This window comes from Rhodococcus zopfii NBRC 100606 = JCM 9919 (genome assembly GCF_001895025.1).
In the GTDB taxonomy this organism is placed as follows: Bacteria; Actinomycetota; Actinomycetes; order Mycobacteriales; family Mycobacteriaceae; genus Rhodococcus; species Rhodococcus zopfii.
Map to the genome: position 1 here is coordinate 24,200 of NZ_BCXI01000039.1, position 22,865 is coordinate 47,064.

General features: G+C 69.5%; 20 protein-coding genes. 13 read left to right on the plus strand and 7 right to left on the minus strand.

Going from position 1 to position 22,865, the window contains the following annotated elements; genetic code table 11:
* Window positions 1–195: 195 nt before the first annotated feature.
* Both RZ1_RS22290 and RZ1_RS22295 read right to left on the minus strand, forming a co-directional pair.
* Window positions 196–762 (minus strand): LppP/LprE family lipoprotein, encoded by a 567-nt coding sequence (locus tag RZ1_RS22290; protein WP_072814760.1) that lies wholly within the window; start codon window positions 760–762, stop codon window positions 196–198.
* A 108-nt stretch (window positions 763–870) separates the two neighbouring features.
* The gene (locus tag RZ1_RS22295; RefSeq protein ID WP_072814703.1) at window positions 871–1,722 is read right to left on the minus strand and encodes a universal stress protein; all 852 of its coding nucleotides are present in this window, start codon (window positions 1,720–1,722) and stop codon (window positions 871–873) included.
* Between the two features lie 83 nt (window positions 1,723–1,805).
* Between RZ1_RS22295 and RZ1_RS22300 the strand changes: the two genes are divergently transcribed.
* From RZ1_RS22300 to RZ1_RS22320, 4 genes are all read left to right on the plus strand, one after another.
* Window positions 1,806–3,071, plus strand: coding sequence for a serine hydrolase domain-containing protein (locus RZ1_RS22300; protein WP_072814704.1), 1,266 nt, complete (start codon window positions 1,806–1,808; stop codon window positions 3,069–3,071).
* A gap of 112 nt (window positions 3,072–3,183) precedes the next feature.
* The gene (locus RZ1_RS22305) at window positions 3,184–4,584 is read left to right on the plus strand and encodes a wax ester/triacylglycerol synthase family O-acyltransferase (protein ID WP_072814705.1); all 1,401 of its coding nucleotides are present in this window, start codon (window positions 3,184–3,186) and stop codon (window positions 4,582–4,584) included.
* A 441-nt stretch (window positions 4,585–5,025) separates the two neighbouring features.
* On the plus strand, window positions 5,026–6,198 hold the full coding sequence (locus RZ1_RS22315; RefSeq protein WP_072814707.1) for an LLM class flavin-dependent oxidoreductase: 1,173 nt from the start codon (window positions 5,026–5,028) through the stop codon (window positions 6,196–6,198).
* Between the two features lie 216 nt (window positions 6,199–6,414).
* The gene (locus RZ1_RS22320; protein ID WP_072814708.1) at window positions 6,415–6,711 is read left to right on the plus strand and encodes a hypothetical protein; all 297 of its coding nucleotides are present in this window, start codon (window positions 6,415–6,417) and stop codon (window positions 6,709–6,711) included.
* A gap of 255 nt (window positions 6,712–6,966) precedes the next feature.
* Here the strand turns inward: RZ1_RS22320 and RZ1_RS22325 are convergent, their stop codons facing one another.
* Both RZ1_RS22325 and RZ1_RS22330 read right to left on the minus strand, forming a co-directional pair.
* A complete protein-coding gene (locus RZ1_RS22325) occupies window positions 6,967–7,350 on the minus strand; it encodes a VOC family protein (protein WP_072814709.1) in 384 nt (127 codons plus the stop codon).
* A gap of 70 nt (window positions 7,351–7,420) precedes the next feature.
* Entirely contained in the window at window positions 7,421–8,128 is a 708-nt protein-coding gene (locus RZ1_RS22330; protein ID WP_139281938.1) for a hypothetical protein, read from the minus strand.
* A gap of 182 nt (window positions 8,129–8,310) precedes the next feature.
* On the opposite strand from RZ1_RS22330, the gene RZ1_RS30650 reads away from it, so the two are divergent.
* Window positions 8,311–8,457 carry a hypothetical protein gene (locus RZ1_RS30650; protein ID WP_169918049.1) on the plus strand — a complete coding sequence of 49 codons (147 nt, stop codon included), beginning with the start codon at window positions 8,311–8,313 and terminating at the stop codon, window positions 8,455–8,457.
* Window positions 8,458–8,490: 33 nt separating this feature from the next.
* Here RZ1_RS30650 and RZ1_RS22335 read toward each other — a convergent pair whose 3' ends face one another.
* Window positions 8,491–10,311, minus strand: a complete 1,821-nt coding sequence (locus RZ1_RS22335; RefSeq protein WP_072814711.1) for a flavin-containing monooxygenase — start codon at window positions 10,309–10,311, stop codon at window positions 8,491–8,493.
* Between the two features lie 163 nt (window positions 10,312–10,474).
* Between RZ1_RS22335 and RZ1_RS22340 the strand changes: the two genes are divergently transcribed.
* Window positions 10,475–11,734, plus strand: coding sequence for a sigma-54-dependent transcriptional regulator family protein (locus tag RZ1_RS22340; protein ID WP_072814712.1), 1,260 nt, complete (start codon window positions 10,475–10,477; stop codon window positions 11,732–11,734).
* Window positions 11,735–11,745: 11 nt separating this feature from the next.
* Here the strand turns inward: RZ1_RS22340 and RZ1_RS22345 are convergent, their stop codons facing one another.
* Together RZ1_RS22345 and RZ1_RS22350 are read right to left on the minus strand one after the other, a co-directional pair.
* Complete coding sequence (locus tag RZ1_RS22345) at window positions 11,746–12,072, minus strand: hypothetical protein (protein WP_139281939.1); 327 nt, start codon at window positions 12,070–12,072, stop codon at window positions 11,746–11,748.
* A 110-nt stretch (window positions 12,073–12,182) separates the two neighbouring features.
* Window positions 12,183–13,202, minus strand: coding sequence for an Rv2578c family radical SAM protein (locus tag RZ1_RS22350; RefSeq protein ID WP_072814714.1), 1,020 nt, complete (start codon window positions 13,200–13,202; stop codon window positions 12,183–12,185).
* A gap of 86 nt (window positions 13,203–13,288) precedes the next feature.
* On the opposite strand from RZ1_RS22350, the gene RZ1_RS22355 reads away from it, so the two are divergent.
* The 7 genes from RZ1_RS22355 (at window position 13,289) to RZ1_RS22385 (ending at window position 22,850) form a co-directional block, all read left to right on the plus strand.
* Entirely contained in the window at window positions 13,289–13,651 is a 363-nt protein-coding gene (locus tag RZ1_RS22355; protein ID WP_072814715.1) for a RidA family protein, read from the plus strand.
* A gap of 115 nt (window positions 13,652–13,766) precedes the next feature.
* A complete protein-coding gene (locus RZ1_RS22360; RefSeq protein ID WP_072814716.1) occupies window positions 13,767–14,120 on the plus strand; it encodes a type VII secretion target in 354 nt (117 codons plus the stop codon).
* A complete protein-coding gene (locus tag RZ1_RS22365; protein WP_072814717.1) occupies window positions 14,117–15,316 on the plus strand; it encodes a WXG100 family type VII secretion target in 1,200 nt (399 codons plus the stop codon). The genes RZ1_RS22360 and RZ1_RS22365 overlap by 4 nt, the downstream gene beginning before the upstream one ends.
* Before the next feature lie 55 nt (window positions 15,317–15,371).
* A complete protein-coding gene (locus RZ1_RS22370) occupies window positions 15,372–18,017 on the plus strand; it encodes a carboxylate--amine ligase/circularly permuted type 2 ATP-grasp protein (protein ID WP_174565230.1) in 2,646 nt (881 codons plus the stop codon).
* Between the two features lies 1 nt (window position 18,018).
* A complete protein-coding gene (locus tag RZ1_RS22375; protein ID WP_072814718.1) occupies window positions 18,019–19,845 on the plus strand; it encodes an N-acetylglutaminylglutamine amidotransferase in 1,827 nt (608 codons plus the stop codon).
* A 6-nt stretch (window positions 19,846–19,851) separates the two neighbouring features.
* On the plus strand, window positions 19,852–21,723 hold the full coding sequence (locus RZ1_RS22380) for an alpha/beta hydrolase family protein (RefSeq protein WP_072814719.1): 1,872 nt from the start codon (window positions 19,852–19,854) through the stop codon (window positions 21,721–21,723).
* The gene (locus RZ1_RS22385) at window positions 21,720–22,850 is read left to right on the plus strand and encodes an amidohydrolase (protein WP_072814720.1); all 1,131 of its coding nucleotides are present in this window, start codon (window positions 21,720–21,722) and stop codon (window positions 22,848–22,850) included. The genes RZ1_RS22380 and RZ1_RS22385 overlap by 4 nt, the downstream gene beginning before the upstream one ends.
* Window positions 22,851–22,865 lie beyond the last annotated feature (15 nt).

The following is a 22,865-nucleotide window of genomic DNA, read 5'->3' on the forward strand; positions in this document are numbered from 1 at the left end:
GGCCTGGCCGTCACGTCTTCCGAGCCCGTCGATCATCGCAAACCGCGGCGTTCTCCGGGCGCATCGCGCGCCGTGTCGCGAACGCGGGACAGCCGTTCGCGAGGAACCGCCCGACCGCACCCTGCTCCCGTGTCCGGTCGAAATCCCGCGCGCTCCCGGGCCCGTCCGCGACGTACGGGACCGGGAGCGCGCCGGTCACCACACTTCGCAGAAGTTCATCGCGAGGTAGTCCTGGGGCAACCCGCCCTCGGTGATCACGTCGCCGTCCCACCAGCGGAAGGTCTGCGCCGCGAATCCGGTCGCGGCAGCGTGGATCTCACCCTCGCGCGGATAGTGGTATTCGACGTGGATCGAGTCGGCGGTCTCGGCGACAACCGCCGGGTGCAGTGCGCATCCGGTCGCCGTGCCGAGGTAGGTACCGCGGTGGAACAGCAGCAGTTGCGTCGGCGACCATCCCGTGGCGTCGACGATGCCGACCTGCGCGTAGCTCAGGTCGGTGCAGCGGTTGTAGTTGCCGTTGTACGCATACAGCCAGGTCGCGTCCGGAATCTGCTGCGGCGCGGGCAATTGGTCGATCGCCGCGAACACCTCCGGTGCCGCGAGATCGATCTGCGCGTCGCACGGCTGTCCCTCACGGAACAGCGGCGCCGGGACCCCTTCCGGCGCCGGAGCGGCCTGTGCATCCCCCGCCACAGTGCAGGCCGCCACGATCGCGGCCGCGCCGCTGAGCAGCACCGCCGTGCCGATGGTCTTCCCCCTCAATTCCACATCCCTTCGTCAGGTGAGCTCGCGTGTCGAGCACACGTCGGGTATCGCCACCCGACGTGAATTCGTACCACCCGGTTCGCACACCTGCTACGGCAGTGGTTCTCAGCTCGCGGGCGGGCAGATCACAACGGGGCACTCACTGCGCTGCAACACCTCGCGGCTGACCGACCCGACGACCGCACCCGCGAACCGTCCGCGACCGTGACTACCGACGCAGATCAGCTGCGCTTCCCCGGCATACTCGAGCAGCGCGGCCGACGGATCGTCCTCGACGGACACCTCGGCGACGGCTACCTGCGGGAACTGCTCGCGAGCCGCGATCAGGACCTCCGACGGCATATCGTGCGGCGCTGCTGTCACCCCCGGTAGCGAGAACCACGCGTGCACGGCCACCACCGACGTACCGAACAGTGCCGCCAGTTCGAACGCCGTCAGCGCGACGGTCACACCGCGCGGACCCGGCTCGATGCCGACGACGACCGGACGCTGGTCGTCGGGAAGCCGGCCCGGCTGTCCCCGCCAGCTCGCGACCGGGCACGCCGCACGCCGCACCAGGTCCTGCGCCGTGGACCGGCGCAGCAGGGCTTCGAGTGCGCCACCGCCGCTTCCGCTGTGCCCGAGCACAATCATGCGGGCCCCTTCGCTCGCTGCGGCGAGTGCGACGGCGACCGGCCCCGATTCGACCAGACCCTCGACCTCGAGCCACGGGAAGTACGCGCGCACAACGGTGACGACGTCGGTCACGATCGCTTTCGCTGCTTGGTATCCCTCCGCTGCCGACGGTTCCCGGCCCCCGACCGCGGGCGCGGTGCTCGGGCGACGCGATTCGGGCAGGACGTATACGACGCGGAGCCCGCACCGCCGCCGCGACGCCACCACCGCCGCCCATTTCGCGGCATCGGCAGCCGAGCGAGATCCGTCGACTCCGACCACCATCACGCCGTTTTCGGCCATGCGCACCGCCCGTTCACGGTTCCGGAAGGATCGACGTGACGAGAATACCGGCACTGCCGCGCCAGACCTGCCAGACTGCCCGTATGTCGTCCGGTCGGAAGATTTTCGCGCTGATCTGCGCGTTCGGGGTGGTATCGGCGTGCTCGTCGAGCGGGTCTCAGGACACGGCGCAGACACCACCCGCCTCCGCCGCCCCGGGCACTGATGTCACCGAGAGCGCCGATCCGGCTCAGGCCGACGCGATCATGCGGATCGTCGACGAGGCCATGACGGAGCGCCACCTGAGGGCAGTGATCGTTCGGGTCACCGTCGACGGTGAGGAGATCGTCACCCGCGCGGTCGGCGAGTCGATGACCGGTGTACCCGCCACCACCGACATGCATTTCCGCAACGGCGCCGTCGCGATCTCGTACGTGTCGACAGTACTGCTGCAACTGGTCGACGAGGGCACGGTGACGCTCGACGACACGGTGTCCCGATGGCTACCGGACATCCCGCACACCGACCGGGTGACGCTCGGCCAGCTCGCGCAGATGACGTCGGGCTACCCGGACTACGTGATCGGCAACGACGAGTTCGCCGACGCGATCTACGCGGATCCGTTCCGGTCGTGGACCCCCGAGGAACTGCTCGCGTACGCGACGTCGAAACCGTTGCTGTACGAGCCCGGCACGAATTGGAATTACGCCCACACCAACTACGTGATCCTCGGTCTGGCGCTCGAGAAGATCACCGGCGAGACGGTCGAAACGCTTGTGCAGGAGCGGGTCCTGGAGCCGCTGGGCCTCGACGGCACCCACGCCGCGCAGACCGCGACGATCCCGGAGCCGGTTCTGCACGCGTTCAGTTCGGAGCGTCGCGAGTTCCTGGGCGTTCCGCCCGCCACACCGTTCTACGAGGACTCGAGCTTCTGGAATCCGTCCTGGACGATCACGCACGGCGCCGTCCAGACCAGCAACATCTACGACCTCCACGACACCGCGATCGCCGTCGGCACCGGGGAGTTACTCTCCCCCGAGTCGCACCGTGCGATGGTCTCGACCGAACTGCGCGGCAGGACCCACGCACAACCCGGCTGTCCGACGTGCGCCGAGCAGTCGGAGGGCTACACCTACGGGCTCGGCGTCGTGATCTCGGGCGACTGGCTGTTGCAGAACCCCCTGTTCGCAGGGTATTCCGCGGTCGAGGCGTACCTGCCGGATCAGAAGGTCGCGATCGCGGTAGCGGTGACCTACGGTCCGGAGGCATTCGACGACACCGGCGCGTATCCGAATCAGGCCGAGATGCTGTTCCGGGAGATCGGTGCGCAGGTTGCGCCGGACCACGCACCGCCGATGCCGGCCCGGTAGGAACCACATGCGACGACACCCCACCTACGCGACGATTCGTTCCCGATCCTCCGGCGTGCGACGCTGCGGCGGGGAGTCCCGACACGGGGCCACGGACTGGAAGGTGACGCGGATGGCAGCGATGGACGCGATGGGCGCCTTGATGATGACGGCCGAGGAACTGTCGAATCCGATGCACATCTCCGCGTTGATCGTCGTGACGCCACCCGAGGACGCCGGGCCCGCCTTCGTCGACGAGATCCATCGCGCCTGCCATGTCGACGCGAACCTCATCGACCCACGGCTGCGGCGTCGCCCGCACCGCGGCGTCGACACGGGCGGGGTCTGGGTTTGGCGGGACACCGACATGGACATGAGCAAGCATGTGTTCCGGACAACGATGCCGGGCGGATCGGACGGTAAGGCACTGTGGTCGCTCGTCGGCAGCCTGCATGCCGAACCGCTCGACTGGTCGAGGCCCATGTGGGAAGTACACGTGATCGACGGTTTCGACAGCAATCGGATCGGCCTGCTCATCAAGGTGCATCATTCCGTGGTCGACGGCATCGGCGGCATCCGGATGATCGAGTCCTGGGTGTGCGACGATCCGGACCGTCGCGGCATGCAGCTGTTCGTCGCCACCCCCACCCGTGCGGCGGACTCTCCCGACGCCCCCCGCTTCCCGGGGCCGATCGCGCTGGCCCGCTCGACCGTCGGGGCCGCAGCTGCGGGCGCCGACTTCGCGGTCCGGCTCGGCAAGGGCGGATTCGTGAATGTCTTCAGGGCCCTGACCGGAGGCCATGCGACCCTGCCGTTCTCCGCGCCGAACACCCGGTTCAACGGCCGGCTCGGTCCCGCCCGCTCCGTTGCCGGCGCCGAGGTATCCCGCTCCCGCGTCCGTGCTGTCGCCGACACCACCGGGACCACCGGCAACGACGTCCTGACCGCCGTCGTCGCCGGCGTCTTGCGGCACTGGCTGCTCGCCCACGAGGAACTTCCCACCGAATCCCTGGTCGCGATCTGCCCGATCACGGTCCGCACCCGCGACGCCGCCACGGACGGCGACGACGCCAACGCGTTCGGTGTCGCACTGTGCACGCTCGGCACCGAACTCGACGATCCGGCGCAGCGGCTCGCGGTCGTCCACCGCTCGATGTCGGATGCGAAGGAGCAGGTCGCCGACCTCGGGTCGGGAGCGTCGCTGGCCGTTGCCCTTCCGGCTATCGCGCCGACCGTGCTGTTCCCCCAGATCCCGTTCGCTCCGACTCCGCGGCCGGCGTTCAACCTGGCGTTGTCGAGCGTGCCGGGGCCGCCCACCGCGCAGTACTGGAACGGCGCCCACGTCGATGCGATCTACCCGGTGTCGACGGTGTACGACGGCCTCGCCCTCAACGTCACCGTGTGCTCGTACGCCGACAAGCTCGACATCGGGTATGTCGCAGGGAGGGAACAGGTCCCCGACATCGAGACTCTCATCCCACTCACGGAACAAGCGTTGTCGGAACTGGAAACGGCCGTGGGGATCAAGCGATAGGCGAACTCGCCGAAACCGCCGCTCGGACGAGGGCGTCCACCAGGTCGAGAAGCTGACCCGCGGGCCCGCCGGCGGGGTACACCCCGCCGACGGCGAACGCTCCGACGATCACGACGTGGATCCGGTCGGCGAGCCGGTCACCGTCCGCGACGCCCAGGCGCGCGGTGAGCCCGCGCCGCCGGCGGCGGAGTTCCTCTTCGTGTTCGAGACACCTGTCCCGGATGCGGGATTGATCGGAATCGAATTCCGCTGCGGTATTTGCATCGACCGGTGTGGACGCCCGCAGTTCACTCGCGACAGGTCACAATCGAACCCGCCTCTGCAGGACCGGGCACCGGCCGCGACCGCGCAACAGCGACCCGCTCGATAGACACCCAGGGTTACGATCACGCAGATCGCAATGCTCGACCGACCGGGGAACGACCCCTACCGTCCAGGTCTATGCCTCTCGCGTTCCACTGGTTCCTGCCCACCTACGGCGACAGCCGCTCGATCGTCGGAGGAGGCCACGGCACACCGGCCGGGGCGGCCCGCGGCGACCGTCGAGCGAGCATCGGTTACCTCGCGTCCATCGCCCGGGCCGCAGAGGAATTCGGTTTCACCGGAGCGCTCACCCCCACCGGCGCGTGGTGCGAGGACGCCTTTCTCACCACCGCAATGGTCGCGCGCGAGTCGGAGCGGATCGCGTTCCTCGTCGCGTTCCGCCCGGGCCTGATCAGTCCGACGCTCGCCGCGCAGATGGCGGCCACGTTCTCGCTGCACGCACCCGGCCGGATCCTGCTCAACGTTGTCACCGGCGGTGAAGCGCACGAACAGCGCGCGTACGGCGATCACCTCGGCAAGGACGACCGCTACGCCCGCGCCGACGAGTTCCTCTCCATCGTCCGGCGACTGTGGGCCGGCGAGACCGTCACCCATCGCGGACGGCACCTCGACGTCGACGAGGCGGCGCTCGCGACGCTCCCGAACCCGGTGCCGCCGCTGTACTTCGGTGGATCGTCGCCGGCCGCGGGTCCGGTCGCCGCCGAGCATTCGGACGTGTATCTCACCTGGGGTGAACCCCCGGCGGCGGTCGCACAGAAGATCGCGTGGATTCGCGACCTCGCCGCCGCCCGCGGTCGCACGGTCCGGTTCGGCATCCGGCTACACGTCATCAGCCGCGACACCGCGGAAGAGGCGTGGGCGCAGGCCGACAACCTCGTCACCGCCCTCGGCCCGGAGGCCGTCGCAACCGCCCAGGCCGGTCTCGCCCGCAGCGAATCCGAGGGGCAACGCCGCATGCTCGCCCTGCACGAGGCCCACCGGCGCAGCGGCGACTGGCGCGACGCCCGCAATCTCGAAGTGACGCCGAACCTGTGGACCGGTATCGGACTGGTGCGCGGCGGCGCCGGAACCGCGCTGGTCGGCAGCCACAGCGAGGTCGCAGACCGGATCGCCGAGTATGCTGCGCTCGGCATCGAGGAATTCGTCCTCTCCGGATACCCGCATCTCGAAGAGCTGTACTGGTTCGGCGAGGGGGTCCTGCCGATCCTGCGCGAGCGCGCACTGTTCACCGGCGCCATCGAGACGACCGGAAGCGGAAGCGTGCCGTTCCTCGCGGCAGGGTCGAGCTGACCGCCGCACCTGCCGAGTCCGGATCACGAGCGTCTGAGCACCACGGAACCGGTGTCGGCAGCAGTGCGCTGTCGGCACCCCGGGGTGTGCGCCTCCGATCCGGTCTCGCCCCCTGTGAGACACAACAGCCGGTGTGTCGCGCCTCACTTCTGTGTAACAAGAGCGATAGCGTCACACGATAGGAATGTCACACGCCGAGTTTGCAGGGGGTTCCCAGTGACTACGACCCAGAGGCGGCTGTTGTTCGTCGGTCATCCCGACGCGGCCGAAGTATCCCAGTGGACGTCCGTGCGCGATCTGGCGTCCCAGCTGGGCTGGGAGACGACTCGCCGGTTCTCCCCGGATTTCGTCACCATCGCGATCGCGACCGACGATGTGCTGGGTGGCGTCTGTACCCCCTCGGAGGCGTCGACCCTGCACGACGTCACCGCATCGTCGATCCCCTGCATGCGCGCGGGCGACGCGCTCGTCCGGCTGTTCGACAGCAACGACATCTCCGGATCAGCCTACTGATCCCTCCGCGGCGGTTTCCTCAGCTCTGCCGGACCGGCCGGACCTGGTGCCTGCCACTGGCGGAAGCGCCTGGAGTCGTATCGACTCGCGACGGTTCGCCCCGACCGAGATGGCGCTCGTCGGATCCTTACCAACAGCGACGTCAGCTGTTCCCGGCTCGACGCTGCCGGCATCCCGATCAGCGGGTGGGCGATCCGGCCGAGCGGGAACCTGACGGCGTTCGAAGCGGAGCAGAAACGCAGGATCCAGGGCACGTCAGCCTTGGGGAGCCGACTCCCAGAGCCCCATGAGATTGCCCTCGGAGTCCCTGAAGTAGGCCGCGAAACCCATCGTGCCCACGGGTGAACGGGGCGCGACGGTCTTCCCGCCGAGCGATTCGATCTTCTGCAGCGCGTCGTCGATGTTGTCGACGTCGATGGTGACGACCGGTGCAGCGGCTTCCCCTCGCTGCATCATCCCGCCGCCGATGTACCCGGGTTCGGACGACATTCCGGTGTCGTCGACGGGCCCGGTCACGACGATCGTGTAATCCATTTCGGGCATCTCGTTGATCCGCCACCCGAATGCATCGCGATAGAAGCGGCGGGCGCGGTCGCCATCGTCGAACGGAATCTCGAAGTGCACAACTTTGCCGGACATGGCTGGTGCCTCCTTGCTGTGGGCCGCCGGAGGTGCGGCTCGTTCCAGCGTAGGACCCGCCGCCCCGTCCTCACGGGTCGATTCGGGTAGTTTTCGGGTCGAGGAGTTCGACGGTCGGTCCCGACACGGCGTCGAGCAGCGCTGCCGTCGCGGGGTCGTCCGGGTCGACGCTCCCCTCGTTCGCGGCGAGATTCGCGGCGAGAAATCCCCGGACCGGAGCCGCGTCGATGCCGTGGTCGCCGCGCCGGCACTCGTCGGCGACCGCGAACGTCATGAGGAACAGATGCGGGACACGGTCACCGTCGGCGTGGATCGCCGGCTGGAAATAGGGCACCCGGATGATCTTCGCCCCGGCGGCCGCATAGAACTTCAGGCGCCGTTCGGGGTCACCGAATCCGATGTCGGTGTGGTGTCGCGGGTCCTCGACCTCACCCACGATCAACAGCGGATCGACGCGTCGCTGCCAGTCCGCGGCGACCGCTCGCAGGATCTTGCCGCCGACTCCGTCGCCTCGCCGGCCCGGCCTGGTCGCCAGGTACGCGGTCAGCATGACGCGGCACTGCGGGAACCATTGGCCTACAGCGCCACCGAGGATCTCTCCGGCGTCTCCGAGCGCCACGGAGGCGACGGTCTCACCGCGAGGGTCGTTCAGGTCCGCAAGGAACTCGGCGCGCGGAATCAGTTCGGAGTCAACGAACGACGGCGCGAGTACCGTGTCGTAGAACTCCTCGGTTTTCGATGCCGGAAGATCTTTGGAGTCGCGGACGTCGAGTCCCACAGTTGCCGCCTTCGCCGTGCCGGGTGTACGCGCGCACTGCGTCTGTCCGGGCGCACGGATTCCGGATCGGAGCCTACCTGTGTCGCAGCTCGATCCGGCCCGAACGATCCACTGTTCGGGGTTGAGCAGGTACCGCACGGGGTACTGCACCGTGCAGTGGATGCACCGCACAGGAGGTAGGCATGAACGCCCACGTCGTCGAACTGATGTTGTTGCTGCTCGTTGCACTCGCGGCGGTGGCGGTACTGCAGTTGCGGGTGGCACGTGCGCGCAATCTCCATCGACAGACGTACCGCGGGGTGGACGTCCCTCGTGCGTGGTTTCGGTAGCGGGGACTACCGAAACCACGCACGGGACGGGGGTCAGTTGAGGTGGTGCACCTCCTGCAACCCGTACACCGGCGTCGGAATGCCCTCGTAGCGGGCCTTGAGCTGCAGCGCGAGATACAGCGAGTAGTGGCGGGATTGGTGCAGGTTGCCGCCCTGGAACCACAGCCCCTCCTGCCGGGTCGGCTTCCACATGTTGCGCTGTTCGCCTTCCCACGGCCCCGGGTCCTTCGTGGTGTCCGATCCGAGACCCCAGCACTTGCCGACCTTGTCCGCGACGTCCTGGCCGATCAGATCGGCGACCCAGCCGTTCATCGACCCGTATCCGGTGGCGTAGACGACCAGGTCGGCGTCGAGTTCGGTGCCGTCCTCGAGGATCACGGACCGTTCGGTCAGCTCCCGCACGTTCCCGTGGGCGAGCTTGATGTCGCCGTTCGCGACGAGCTCCGCGGCGCCGACGTCGATGTAGTACCCCGATGCCCGGCGCAGGTACTTCATGAACAGACCGGATCCGTCGTCACCCCAGTCGTGCCGGAACCCGGCCTTCTCGAGCCGGTCGTAGAAGTCCGCGTCGCGTTCGCGGATCTTGTCGTAAACGGGGATCTGGAACTCGTGCATGATCCGGTACGGCAGCGACGCGAACGTCAGGTCCGCCTTGTGGGTGGTCACCCCGGCCGCGAGCGCCCGCTCCGAATAGAGGTCGCCGAGACCGAGATCCATGAGCGATTCGGACTTGACGATGTGCGTGGACGACCGCTGCACCATCGTCACGTCCGCCCCGACCTCCCACAGAGCACCGCAGATGTCGTGCGCGGAATTGTTCGCGCCGATGACCACGGCCTTCTTGCCCGCGTAGGCGTCGGGGCCCGGGTGCCGGCTGGAGTGGTGCTGCTCGCCCGCGAACCGATCCATGCCGGGGAACGACGGGATGTTGGGTTTGCCGGACATCCCGGTGGCGATCACGAGCTGCTTCGGACGCAGCACCAGCGGCTCCCCGTCGCGTTCGACGTGCACGGTCCATTCCCCCGTTGCCTCGTCGTAGGACGCCGACGTGCACGTCGTCTTCGACCAGTACGGCACCTCCATGACCCGCGTGTACATCTCGAGCCAGTCCCCGATCTTGTCCTTCGGCGCGAACACCGGCCAGTTGTCGGGGAACGGCAGATACGGCAGGTGGTCGTACCAGACCGGGTCGTGCAGGCACAGCGACTTGTAGCGGCCGCGCCACTGGTCGCCGGGCCGGTCGTGCTTGTCGAGCACGATGGCGGGCACGCCGAGCTGCCGCATGCGGGCGCCGAGAGCGATACCACCCTGACCACCGCCGACGATCACGACGTAGGGCTGACGGCTGTATCCGAGTTCGCGTTCCTCCGCGGCGCGCTGTTCGGACCAGGTGACCCGGTTCCGGTCGGCGCCGTGCGTGGTGCCGCGCGGACGCCGCGTGCCCTTGCCCTCCTCGTGACCGGCCAGTTCCTGCAGGGTCGTGAGCAGGGTCCAGGCGCCGTCCTCGACGAGACGCAGGTGTCCTTCCCCGCGGCCGGTCGCGGTCTCGAATGCGATCCAGGCGCTGACGACGCCGTCGTCCTCGGTGGGCGTTTCCGTGGTGCGGAAGCCGCGCGGGTCGGTGTCGTCGAGCCGCTCGTGCAGCATGGTCGCGACACCGTCGCGGCCCTCGACCGTCTTGAGGTTCCAGGTGAACGCGACCAGGTCGCGCCAGAAGCTGTCGGTGGCGAACATGCCGGCGGCGGCGGCGACGTCGCGGGCGGCGAGCGCGGCCTCGAAATCGCGCAGCCACTCGTCGACGCGTCGTTGCGGGTCGGCGCCCCGGTCGGTGGGCTGCTCGAGAATATCGGTCATGGCGGGAACCCTTCCGGTCGTTGTTGTGATCCAGCACACATCCGACCGCCCAGCGCGCGCAATCGTTGCATCGGGTTGCACGGCCACCAGCCCCGCTTGTGGCACGGACCACATCGCCGCGCCTATGCTCCGGAGGGAACACCCCGGAAACCGGAGAGGAACCGTGAGCAGCTTCAGCGCGATCACACCCGGCACCGACCTGTCACGTCACGCGCGCGACCTCGTCCGGATGCACGACGCGGTGATCGGCAGAGGTCGACCGATCATGCGCCCGCGTGCGGTCGTCGCACGGTCGTGGTCGCGGGTGTTCGAGACCGGACTCGACCCGTCCGGCGTGAACGCCCGCACCCCGTATCCGATCGAGGAGATCGAGCTCCGACGACGCCGGTCGCCGCTGTCCACCGTGATCGGCGATCTCACGCAGATCGTTGCGCCGGTCGCGGATGCGTCACAGCTGCTGCTGGTGGTGACGGACGCCGACGGAGTGATCCTGTGGCGCAACGGTTCCGCGCGGATCCGGGCCCGCGCCGACACCCTCGGGTTCCGCGAGGGGTCGGTGTGGACCGAATCCGCGGTCGGCACCAATGCGATCGGTACCGCACTCGCGGAAGCGACTCCCGTGCAACTGTTTTCGGGCGAGCACTTCGAGCAGACTCAGCATCCGTGGTACTGCACGGCGGCACCCGTCCACGATCCGATCAGTGGTGAGATGCTCGGCATCGTCGATGTCAGCGGACCTGCGTTGACGCTGCACCCGGCGATCAGCGCGTTGGTCGACACCGCGGTGCGGCTGGCCGAATCGCAGTTGTGGCGACGACACGAGCAGCGGCTCGATCACCTGCGCACCAGCGCCGCGCCGCTGCTCGCATCGGTGCGGGGGCCGCTGCTGCTCGTCGACGACCACGGCTGGGTGGCGCACTCCTCGGGGGTCGCAACCACCGGGCGGGTCGCCGCCCCGCGGAGCGACCGGGCGATCACCGTTCCCGGCCTCGGCCTGTGCCTGCCCGAACAGCTCCCCCACGGGTGGCTGATCCGGCCGGCCGAGCGAACGTCGAGAATTTCCATGACACTTCGGCTTTCGTCGCCTCCCACGGTGGAGGTGATCGGCGCGGACTCCTCGTGGCACAGTCCGGTGACGGTGCGGCACGCCGAGATCCTGCTGCTGTTGCAGCGCCGCGGCCGCGAGGGCATGACGGTCGCCGATCTCGGTCATGCCCTGTTCGGCGACGCCGACCACGCGGTCGCGGTGCGCGCGGAGGTGTCGCGGTTGCGCCGCGCGCTCGGCGCGGTGGTGGACAGCCGGCCGTATCGGCTGGCTGAGTCCCTCGATCTCGTCGTCGAGGCGCCCGACGCGGGGCGTCTGTCCGAGTCTGCGTTCGTGCGCCGCTCGACCAGCCCGGGGGTGCGTGCGCTGGCCGCGTGACGGACCGACCGTCAGTGCATCACGCTGTCCCAGTCGATGGTCGCGTCGATGGGTTGTGTGTTGTTCTGCGTCGCTTCCCCGCTCTCGCGGGCGGGGCCGCTGCGCAGGCCGCAGTATTCGTTGACCTTGCCGAAGACGACGCGGTAGCTCTCCAGGTCGCGGGGCGAGATGCCGTGAGGTTCGAGCAGGGAGAGCACGGTTTCGCCGCGAGTGGTGTCGTCCTGGGCTGCGAAGTCGTCGCATGTCGTACCCGTCGTCGCGCCACCGCAGCCTGCCACGGTCGCGCCGAGAACGAACACCGCGGGGACGAACACCGCGGCCATCACACGACTCTTCACCGGCACACCCTCAGTTCTCCTCGACGACACAACAGGACACGATCTTGCCCGACCGTTCGACGTCGGCTTCGATGGGATCCCCGATCATCGCCGGCGGGCAGGCGGCGCCCTCAGAACAGGGTGAGTGCCGTGGCCGCCGAACGCTGCTCGCACACCGGTGACGGCACGTCCCGATGCGCGGATTCGGCGCCGGCGAGGCCGTATCGCTCCACCAGGGGCACGACGCGGGCCTTCAGCCAGCGCTTGTATTCCGGAGTGACGTACGCGCTGCGCCCGTAGAGCTGCCGATAGCGGCGAACCAGCGCGGGATGCTCCGCGGCGAGCCAGGACAGGAACCATCCGCGGGTGGCGCCGCGCAGGTGCATCGGTATCACGGTCGCACCCGAGGCACCGGCCTTCGCGATGGCGGCGAACAGGTCGTCGAGGTGGCGCGTCGAGTCGGTGAGATACGGGATGACCGGTGCCACCATCACATGGCAGGACAGGCCGGCGTCGGTGACGGCGCGGACCAGATCGAGCCGGGCCTGCGGTGAAGGGGTACCCGGTTCGAGCTGGCGTTGCAGGTCGTGGTCGCCGACGGCGAGCGACACCGCGACACCGACGTCGACCTGGCCGGCCGCGAGGGTGAGCAACGGCAGATCGCGTCGCAGCAACGTGCCCTTGGTGAGGATCGAAAACGGGGTGCCAGATTCCGTGAGAGCCCGAATGACGCCGGGCATCAGGCGATATCGGCCCTCCGCGCGCTGATACGGATCGGTATTCGTGCCGAGCGCGACCTGCTCGCGCTTCCAGGATTTCCGGGCCAGCTCCCGCCGCAGTACCGCCGCCACGTTGGTCTTGACCACGAGCTGGGTGTCGAAGTCGTGCCCCGGGTCGAGGTCGAGGTATTCATGGGTGGACCGTGCGAAGCAGTAGCGGCAGGCGTGGCTGCATCCGCGGAAGGTGTTGACGGTGTAGCGGAACGGCAGGTTCGACGCCTCCGGCGTCTTGTTCAGGGCGCTCTTGCACAGCACCTCGTGGAACGTGATGCCCTCGAAGTCCGGCGTCTGCACGCTGCGAACGAGCCCGGCCCTGTCGAAGCCGGGCAACGCGCCGTCGTCGGCGTCCAGGGACTGTGCCGCCCACCTCATACCGCCAGTCGAACACTTGTGCGAGAATCTGTCAACCGGTTGTCGAGATTTCGTTCGACGACCGTGCACCTGTCAGAATTCCGGCCATGACTCGTCAGAACATCTCCTCCGGTTCCGAATGGGAACCGAAGATCGGCTACTCCCGCGCGGTGCGCATCGGCAACCAGGTCGCGGTCTCCGGAACGACCTCGCCCGGCGCGACACTCGAGGAGCAGACCCGCGGCGCCCTGCGCACGATCGAGGCCGCGCTGGGCGAGGCGGGCGCGAAGCTGACCGACGTGATCCGCACCCGTATGTACCTGACCGACATGTCCCGCTGGGAAGAGGCGGCCACCGCGCACGGTGAGGTGTTCGGCGAGATCCGGCCTGCCAGCACGATTCTCGAGGTCAGCCGTCTCGTCGACGGTGATCTGCTCATCGAGATCGAAGCCGACGCGGTCGTCGAATAGTCTGCGATCGTGCGTCTTTCGGGAGTGCGGGACCGCCCGAAGGACGCACGGGGCGCGCGGCGCGCGGCCTCGAGTTAGAGTGCTGCACACTGAGTTCTGATCTGGGGGGATCGCCATGGGGGATCATGCTGCCGTCGGCAATTCGGTCAGGGTTGTGCCCGACGGCGTCCGCGCGTTCGGAAACACGGCACTCGAGGCCGCCGACGACGTCGCACGGGCAGGCGCGGTGGATCTGCAGGAAAACATCTCGGCACTGAGCCCGGCGCTGGGCCTGATCGGGGGGGACTTCCTGGCGGCGTTCGCTGCAGCCCAGAGCGAGCACACCCGTGCGGTCGCTCTATTGTCGGTGGCCTACGCCTCGAGCGGCACCGCCGCGCACGAGACCGCGACCGGCTACGAAACCGTTGTGGCCGAGCAGACTGCGGCATTGGAGAACGCGGCCGTGTACCTGCCCGGGTCCGCACAGTGACCGGGCAGGGAGCGCCCGAAGCGGCCCCGACCGTCCTCGACGCCCTGCGGGCCTCACCGATCGGACCGGTGCTCGACGTGCCGTTGCCCCCGGCGCCCGTCGTCCCGTTCCCCCCACCCGAGCCCGGTCCGAACCCGATCGCCGAACTGCTGCAGTCGATTCCGCTGCCACAGTTGCCGGGTATCGACCAGTTGCTCGCGCCACTGACCGACCTCGGTGGCTTGTTCGGCACCGGCGTCCTCGGCGCGGTGGACCCCGCCGCGATCCTCCGGCAGTCGTCCCGATTCCTCGACACCGCGGCCTCGATAGGACGCAGCGCCGTCGACCTGCTGCCCGATTCGTGGGAGGGTGCGCCCGCCGACGCCGCGATCGACCACGGCCGCCGCGCGCACGCCAGCGCAGTCGAGTTGAGCGAACGTGGCGACCGGATAGGTGAACTGACCCGCGCCGCGACCGCGACCGTCGAACGCGGGAACGTCGAACTGTCCGGCATCGCCCAATCGTTCGTGGCGGTTGCGTCCGCGGCCGCGCCGGTCGCCCTGACACCACCGGGCCAGGCGCTGCTGGTCTCGGCCGCCGCCGAGCACCTGCAGGCCGCGCTCGCCGTGGTGAGCCGCAGCCGCGGCGAACTGAGCATGCACACCGCGGCGATGACCACCCTCACCGCACCGATCCCGGTGCCGGCGCCCATCCCACCGGGCGGTCTGCCCGCCGCCGGCAAGGTGGCGTCGGTCGCGTCCGACGCGGTGAAGTCCATCGCATCCGAGGCGGCGTTCGCGGTCGGACCGATGTTCGGCGGATCCGCCGACGATCCCGCCGCGACCCGGGCCGCGTCCGCGGTACCGACGGTGCCGTCGGCCGGCGGTATCGGACCGATGTCGGCTTCGGCAGGCTTCGGCGGGGCAGGGATCGGTGGTTCCGGCCTCGGCGGCGTACCCGCCGCGCCGGCCCACGGGTTGTTCCCGGGGCCGGTGCCTGCACCGGCGGCTCCCGCGGCTGCCGGTCCGGTAGCCGCGGCACCCGGTCGCGGCGGGATGTACGGGGGCGTCCCCGCCGCCGGTGCCGCGCGCCGGGACGACAGGTCCGATCACCGTGGCACTCCGGGATTCCTGGTGTCCGCCGCCAATTCGACCGAGGTGGTCGGGGAACTGCCGAATGTCGTGCCGCCGGTGATCGGCGGCTCCGGCGACCGGTAGGAGCCGGACCGTCGGCCACGGATTACCCCGTGCCCCGGACGGGTACTCGCCCTAGATGAGTCCTGGCGGTGCGATTCGGCAGTTGGGTGTCGAGGAGGAATTCCAGCTCATCGATGCGAAGACACGCCGGCTCGTTCCCCGCGCCCCGGAGCTGCTCGCGCGGCTGCCGCACGACACCTACGTCGACGAACTCCAACGCTGCGTCATCGAGGTCAACAGTGACGTCCACCCGGACCTCTCGCAGCTGCGCGCGGATCTGGTCCGTCGCCGCTCCCAGCTCGTGACGGCGGCCGCCGAACTCGGTTTGGGAGTCGCTGCCGCGGGAGCCGTTCCGCTCGCCGTCCCGGAAGAACTCCAGGTCAGCGAAACGCCGCGTTATCGCCGGATGCTCGCGGACTATCAGTTGCTCGCGCGCGAGCAACTGATCTGCGGCACCCAGGTGCATGTCGATCTTCCCGATCGGGACGAGGCGGTGCGGGTCGCGAACCGGATCGCACCGCACCTTCCGGTCTTCCTGGCGCTGAGCGCGAGTTCACCCTTCTGGGCCGACGGCACCGACACCGGCTACGCGAGCGTGCGCAGCCTGGTGTGGATCCGGTGGCCGAGCACCGGGCCCGCGGCGCCCGTGTCCTCGGCCGCCGAGTACGACCGGCTCATCGCCGATCTGGTGTCGAGCGGGGTGATCACCGACCCGGGCATGGTGTACTTCGACCTCCGCCCGTCCGCGCATCAGCCGACCCTGGAGTTGCGGGTGTGCGACAGCTGCCCGTCGGTCGACACGATCGCCCTGATCGCGGGCCTGTTCCGGGCGCTCGTCGAGCACGAGTGCACCGCACTGCGCGCGGGCATTCCGGCCACGCGGGCGAACCCCACCCTGATCCGCGCGGCGATGTGGCGAGCCGCCCGGTCGGGGCTCGAGGGCGACCTGGTCGACGTCGAGGCCGCGGTGCCGCGCCCCGCCGTGGAGATGATCGACCGGCTCACCTCGCTGCTGCGGCCCGAACTGGAGCAGATGGGCGACTGGGACACGGTCTCCGAACTGGCCGCCGCGGCCGCCCGCATCGGGAGTTCCGCGGCTCGGCAGCGACGGGTGCTGCGGCGACGCGGCAAACTCAGCGATGTCGTGGACCTGCTGCTCGCCGAGACCGCGGGCCGGGTGCATCCGGTGCCGGAGGTCGCGGACCCCCACGGGACGTTGCTGCACGGGTACGCGCCGCTGCGCGTCGACGACAGCGAAGACGGAGACACCGAAGGCGGATACGACGAGGCGGTCGACGCCCGCGGGCGGCCGCGGCCGGAATACGCCCATGTCCTCGACACCTTGGCGCGGTTCGGAGCGGATGCGCTGCGAACCGCGCAGGCCGACATCGACCGCGAGCAGGGCCTCGACGGGGTGGTGTTCCGGGTCAGCGGCGAGACCCGGGCACGGGTCTTCCCGATGGATGTGGTGCCGCGGATCGTCACGGCCGACCAGTGGGAACACCTCGTACCGGGACTCGAACAACGGGCACGGGCGCTCAACGCGTTCCTCGTCGACGTGTACGGGGACGCCGCGGCGATCCGGGACGGCGTGCTGCCGGCGGAGGTGCTCGACCGTGCACCCGGGTTCCGCCGGAGCGGTGCCGCGGCCCACCCGCACCGGGTACGCGCGCACATCTGCGGCATCGATCTGGTGAGGACCGGCCCGGGACGGTTCGTGGTGCTCGAGGACAATCTGCGGGTGCCGTCGGGCGTCGGGTACGCCTGGGCACATCGCGCGATGACCCGCATGTTCCTCGGTGAACTCCTCGACGACGCCGACGTTCTCGATGTCGAAGACACTTCGGACCTGCTCGTGCGGACGCTGCTGGCCGCCGCTCCGCCCAGGGCGCGCGGCGGCGAGGTCGCCGCGGTCGTGCTCAGCGCGGGACCGGAAGATTCCGCCTGGTTCGAGCACACGATGCTCGCGGAGCGCACGGGTCTGCCGCTGGCCCAGACGCACGACCTGTCGGTTCGCGACGACGTCGTGTACATCCACCGGGGGGCGACGATGTCGCGCGTCGACGTTCTCTACGCCCGCGTCGACGAGGACATGCTGCTGTCCTCCACCGGCTACGACGGGCAGCCGCTGCGGCCCGGGCTGCTCGGCGCCCTGCGCGCGGGGACCGTGACCGTGGCCAACGCCCTCGGCAACGGTGTGGGCGACGACAAGGCCGTCTACTCCTATGTGCCGACGCTGATCGAGTACTACCTTGGTGAGCGACCGTTGCTCGAGCAGGTTCCCACATGGGTGTGCGCCGAACGCGAGCAGCGCGACCACGTGCTCGACCGGCTCTCCGAACTGGTGGTCAAACCCATCGACGGGTTCGGCGGCAGCGGAATCACGATCGGGCCGGAAGCGACAGCGGCCGAATTGGCCGGGCGCCGCCGCGAACTGTTGAGGCAGCCGGAGCGATTCGTCGCGCAGGAGGTGGTGCCGTTGTCCACGCACCCGACGTTCGACGGCACCGGCTTCCACCCGCACCACGTCGACCTGCGCGTGTTCGTGCACGTGCGCGGCGACGGCGAGACGGTCACCGCGCAGGTCGCACCGATCGCCCTGACGCGCGTGGCACCTGCAGGGAGCCTGGTCGTCAATTCGTCCCAGGGCGGGGGCGGCAAGGACACCTGGATTCTGCGGTCCCCCGGACCGCGCCCGGGCCCCGACCGGCAGGGGCACTGACGTGTGCGGCGTGTGCGGCGAGATCCGGTTCGACGGCACTGCGGCCGACACCGGTGCCGTGTCCCGGATGACCGCGGCGATGACACCCCGCGGCCCCGATTCCGGGGGAATGTACGCGCAGGAGTCGATCGCACTGGGGCACCGTCGGCTGAGCATCATCGATCTGTCGGCGCGCGGCCGCCAGCCGATGATCGACAGCGACCTCGGGCTGGCGCTCGTGTTCAACGGGTGCATCTACAACTACCGGCAGCTGCGAGCGCAGCTGGAGGCGGCCGGCTACCGGTTCTTCTCGACGGCGGACAGCGAGGTGGTCCTCAAGGCATTCCACCGATGGGGCGCGGACTGTGTGCGCCACTTCGCCGGAATGTTCGCGTTCGCGATCGTCGACACCGACTCCGGTGTGGTGACCCTTGCGCGCGACCGGCTCGGGATCAAACCGCTGTATCTGGCCGAGACGCCCGGCCGGCTGCGGTTCGCGTCGACACTTCCGGCGTTGCTGCGCGGCGGAGGCATCGACACCGACCTCGATCGGGTGGCACTGCACCACTACCTGAGCTTCCATTCGGTGGTTCCCGCCCCCCGTACCATCTTCCGTGGCGTGCGGAAACTGCCGGCAGCGACCGTGCGCGTGATCCGGCCCGACGGCCGCAGCAGCGACACCGGGTACTGGCAGCCGGTGTTCGGTCCGGACCCGGACCGGGCATCGTGGACCGAACTCGATTGGCAGCACGCCCTGCTCGGCGCCCTGCGCACGGCGGTGTCGCGCCGGATGGTCGCCGACGTGCCCGTCGGGGTACTGCTGTCCGGTGGCATCGACTCGAGCCTGGTGGTCGCGCTGCTCGCAGAACAGGGCCAGCGCGATCTCGCGACCTTCAGCATCGGATTCGACGCGGCAGCAGGAGAATCCGGGGACGAATACGAATATTCGGATCTCGTCGCCGCCACCTTCGGCACCGCGCACCACAAGATCCACATCGATTCATCGCGTCTGCTGCCGGCAGTCCCCGCGACGATCGCGGCGATGAGCGAGCCGATGGTCAGCCACGACTGTGTCGCGTTCTTCCTGCTGTCGGAGGAGGTGCGCCGATCGGTGAAGGTGGTCCAGTCCGGTCAGGGCGCCGACGAGATCCTCGCCGGATACGACTGGTATCCCCCGATGCTCGGGGTTTCCCGCGACCGGTCCGCCGAGGCGTATGCCCGCGTCTTCGTCGACCGTTCCCACGACGACATCGCCGGGCTGTTGTGTCCCGGATACCGCCTCGACCACGACGCGAGCAGCGAATTCCTGACCGCCCGGCACGCCGAACCCGGCGCCCACACCTCGGTCGACGCGGCACTGCGCCTCGACACGACGGTCATGCTGGTCGAGGATCCGGTCAAGCGGGTCGACACGATGACGATGGCATGGGGCCTCGAGGCGCGGGTCCCGTTCCTCGACCACGAATTCGTCGAGCTCGCCGCGACCTGCCCGCCCGAACTCAAGCTCACGTCCGGCGGCAAAGGTGTTCTCAAGGACGCGAGCCGGGGACTGCTGCCGGCGCGGATCGTCGACCGCACGAAGGGTTACTTCCCGGTCCCGGGAATCCGGAATCTCGACGGGGAGCTGCTGACCCTGGTGCGCGACGCCCTGCACAGCCGTTCCGCCCGTGACCGGGGCCTGTTCCGGCCGGACGCACTCGACGCACTGCTCGACGCACCGAACGACACTCGCACCACACTCGGCGCGAACGCGCTCTGGCAGGTCGCGCTGCTCGAGTTGTGGTTGCAGGCGATGGACGAGCAGACCGCAACGACGACCGCGTGGCCGGCGCGGGATCGGGAGGGGTGATCCGCGATGACTGCGGCGCCGGAGGGTTCGGCACACGTGCGTTTCACGTCGGGGGCGTCGACGTCGCCCGATGCGACGGGGTTCGCGCATCTCGTCGACGACGGTGGCTACCCGTGGGCCGTGCAGCGCTTCCTGACGGGTCGGTCGGCCGGCCCGTCCCGCCGCGTGGACCTGCCCGTCGCCGGTCCGGTCACACGGATCCTGCACTCCGAGGACGGCCGGTGGCTCGCGTGCGAGGTCGCCCCGGACGCCGGCACCCGAACCCAGGTGTGGGTGGTGCGGACCGATCCGGACGACCGCAGCGCACGGCGACTCGACACGGAATCGGACTCCTCGACGGAGCTGGTGTGCTGGGACGGTCCGCTCATTGCGGTCACCGCGACCGACGAGGAGGGTGTTGCCGAATCCCGGCTGATCGACCCGCGGTCGCTGGAGCCTGTCGTGCTCGATCGCCGGGTCGGGGGCCGTCTGGTGGATTCGTGGGACGGTTCGGCGTTGCTGCGCGTCGGTCCGCGCGGACACCGGGAGCTGCTGCTGTTGCGCGCAGATGGAATCCGGATACCGTTGCTGCCCAGCGATTTCGGATCGACCACCGATGCCGGGGTCATTCTCGACGATCACCGACTGCTCGGCGGCCTGGACAGGCACGGCTCGCCGTGGGCGTCGAGCGACGGCGAACCGGGACGGTACGTGCGGGCGGTGGTGCGCAGCGATCACGGCGGCGAGTTCGCGCGACTGCTGGGCGTTGCGGTGTCCGACGAGGGCGTCTCGTTCCGGGTACTCGCCGAGCGGCCCGACGCGGACCTCGACGAGTTCGCCGTCAGCGAGGACCACACGTCGGTGGCCCTGCTGTGGAACATCAAGGGAATGAGCGAGTTACAGATGCTCGACCTGAGGGACGGCGCACTCGAACCGCCGATCCTGCTACCGGGCCTCGTCGCTTCGGAGTTGTCGCTCAGCGCGACGGGTGCGCTGCTCGCGGTCACGGTGGAGGGCCCGGGCATGCCGCCGTCGGTCGAACTGGTCAATCCCCGTTCCGGGGACTGGGTGCCGGTCGAACACGCCCGGACCCGGGTCGACCCCGCGGACGAACCGGCGCTGCTCGAATTCGAGGCGCGGGACGGAATGCCGCTGTCCGGCTGGCATTATCGCTCCGGGCGAGGCGAACCGGGACCGGTGATGCTGTACTTCCACGGCGGCCCCGAGGCCCAGGAACGACCCGGGTACAGCGACTACTTCCCCGCCCTGGTCGACGCCGGTATCACCGTGTTCGCCCCGAACGTCCGGGGCTCCGGCGGATTCGGGCGCACCTTCATGCACGCGGACGACCGGTACGGGCGCTTCGCCGGTATCGACGACGTCGCGGACTGTGTGCAGTTCCTCGTCGATCGGGGCATCGCCGACCCGGCTCGGATCGCGTGCGCCGGCCGCTCCTACGGCGGCTATCTCACGTTGGCGTCGTTGACGTTCCATGCGCCGCTGTTCGCCGCGGGCATCGCGGTCTGCGGGATGAGCGACCTGGAGAGCTTCTACGCCAATACCGAACCGTGGATCGCCGCGGCCGCCTACCCGAAGTACGGGCATCCGGTCCACGACCGGGAACTGCTGCAGGAACTGTCCCCGATCCACCGGATCGCCGACCTGACCGCGCCGCTGCTCGTGGTGCACGGCGCACACGATACGAACGTGCCGGTCGGCGAATCCGAGCAGATCGTCGCGGCCGTTCACGCCCGCGGTGGGATCGCGGAGTTCCTGCTGTTCGACGACGAGGGCCACGAGATCGTGAAACGGGAGAACCGCCGCGCGCTGGCCTCGGCGATGGTCGCCTGGCTCACCACGCACCTGGGTCTGAGCCGCGTCGAGGAGGCCGTGCGATGAGCGTCTCGTTCGAACAGCTCGTCGCGTGGCGGCGCGATCTGCACGCGCACCCCGAGTTGGCATTCGCCGAGCACCGCACGACCGCGGTGGTCCGTGACCATCTGCGCGCGCTCGATCTGCACCCGGTGACACTGCCGCGCGGTACCGGGCTGTGGTGCGACGTGGGTCCGGCGAGCCCCCACTGCATTGCACTGCGGGCCGACCTGGATGCGCTGCCGCTGACCGAGGCCACCGGGCTGCCGTTCGCGTCGACGGTGGACGGGGTGTGTCACGCCTGCGGACACGACGCGCACACCGCGATGCTCATGGGAGCCGCCGCCGAGCTCGCCGACGATCCCCCGCCGCACCGGGTCCGGCTGATCTTCCAGCCGGCCGAGGAGGCGACGCCGGGCGGCGCGCTGGACGTCGTCGCGGCCGGGACGCTCGACGGCGTGTCGAAGATCTTCGCGTTGCACTGCGCCCCGCAGTTCGAGGTCGGGATGCTGGCGACCCGGGCCGGGCCGATCACGTCGTCGAGCGACGCCGTCACGGTGCGGCTGTCGTCCGCCGGTGGGCATTCGGCGCGGCCCTATCTGACCGGGGACCTGATCCACGCCGCGGCGGTGCTCGTCACCGGCCTGGCATCGGTCCTCGACCGGCGCATCGACGCACGCAGCGCCACCGTCCTGACGTGGGGGCGGATCTCGGCGGGCCAGGTGGGCAACGCGATCCCGAAGTCCGGGGAACTGGTCGGGACGCTGCGCAGCGCGTCCCACGCGACCTGGGCGAGCCTCGAACCCCTCGTGCGACGCACCATCGGCGAACTGCTCGCGCCCTACGAGGTCGAGCACGAACTGGAGTACGTACAGGGCGTTCCGCCGGTGGTCAACGACCCGGACTGCGCCGCCGACCTGCTCACCGCGATCGAAACGGTGGTCGGTCTGGATAATCTCGCCGAGGCCCAGCAGTCCAGCGGCGGGGAGGATTTCGCGTGGTATCTCGAAAAGATCCCGGGCGCGATGGCGCGGCTCGGCGTCTGGGACGGGGTCGGGCGACGCTGCGATCTGCACCGCCCCGAGTTCACCCTCGACGAACGCGCCCTGGTGCACGGGATGCGCACCTTCGTCGCGCTGGCCCGGCAGGGATGACGCGACCGGTCCCAC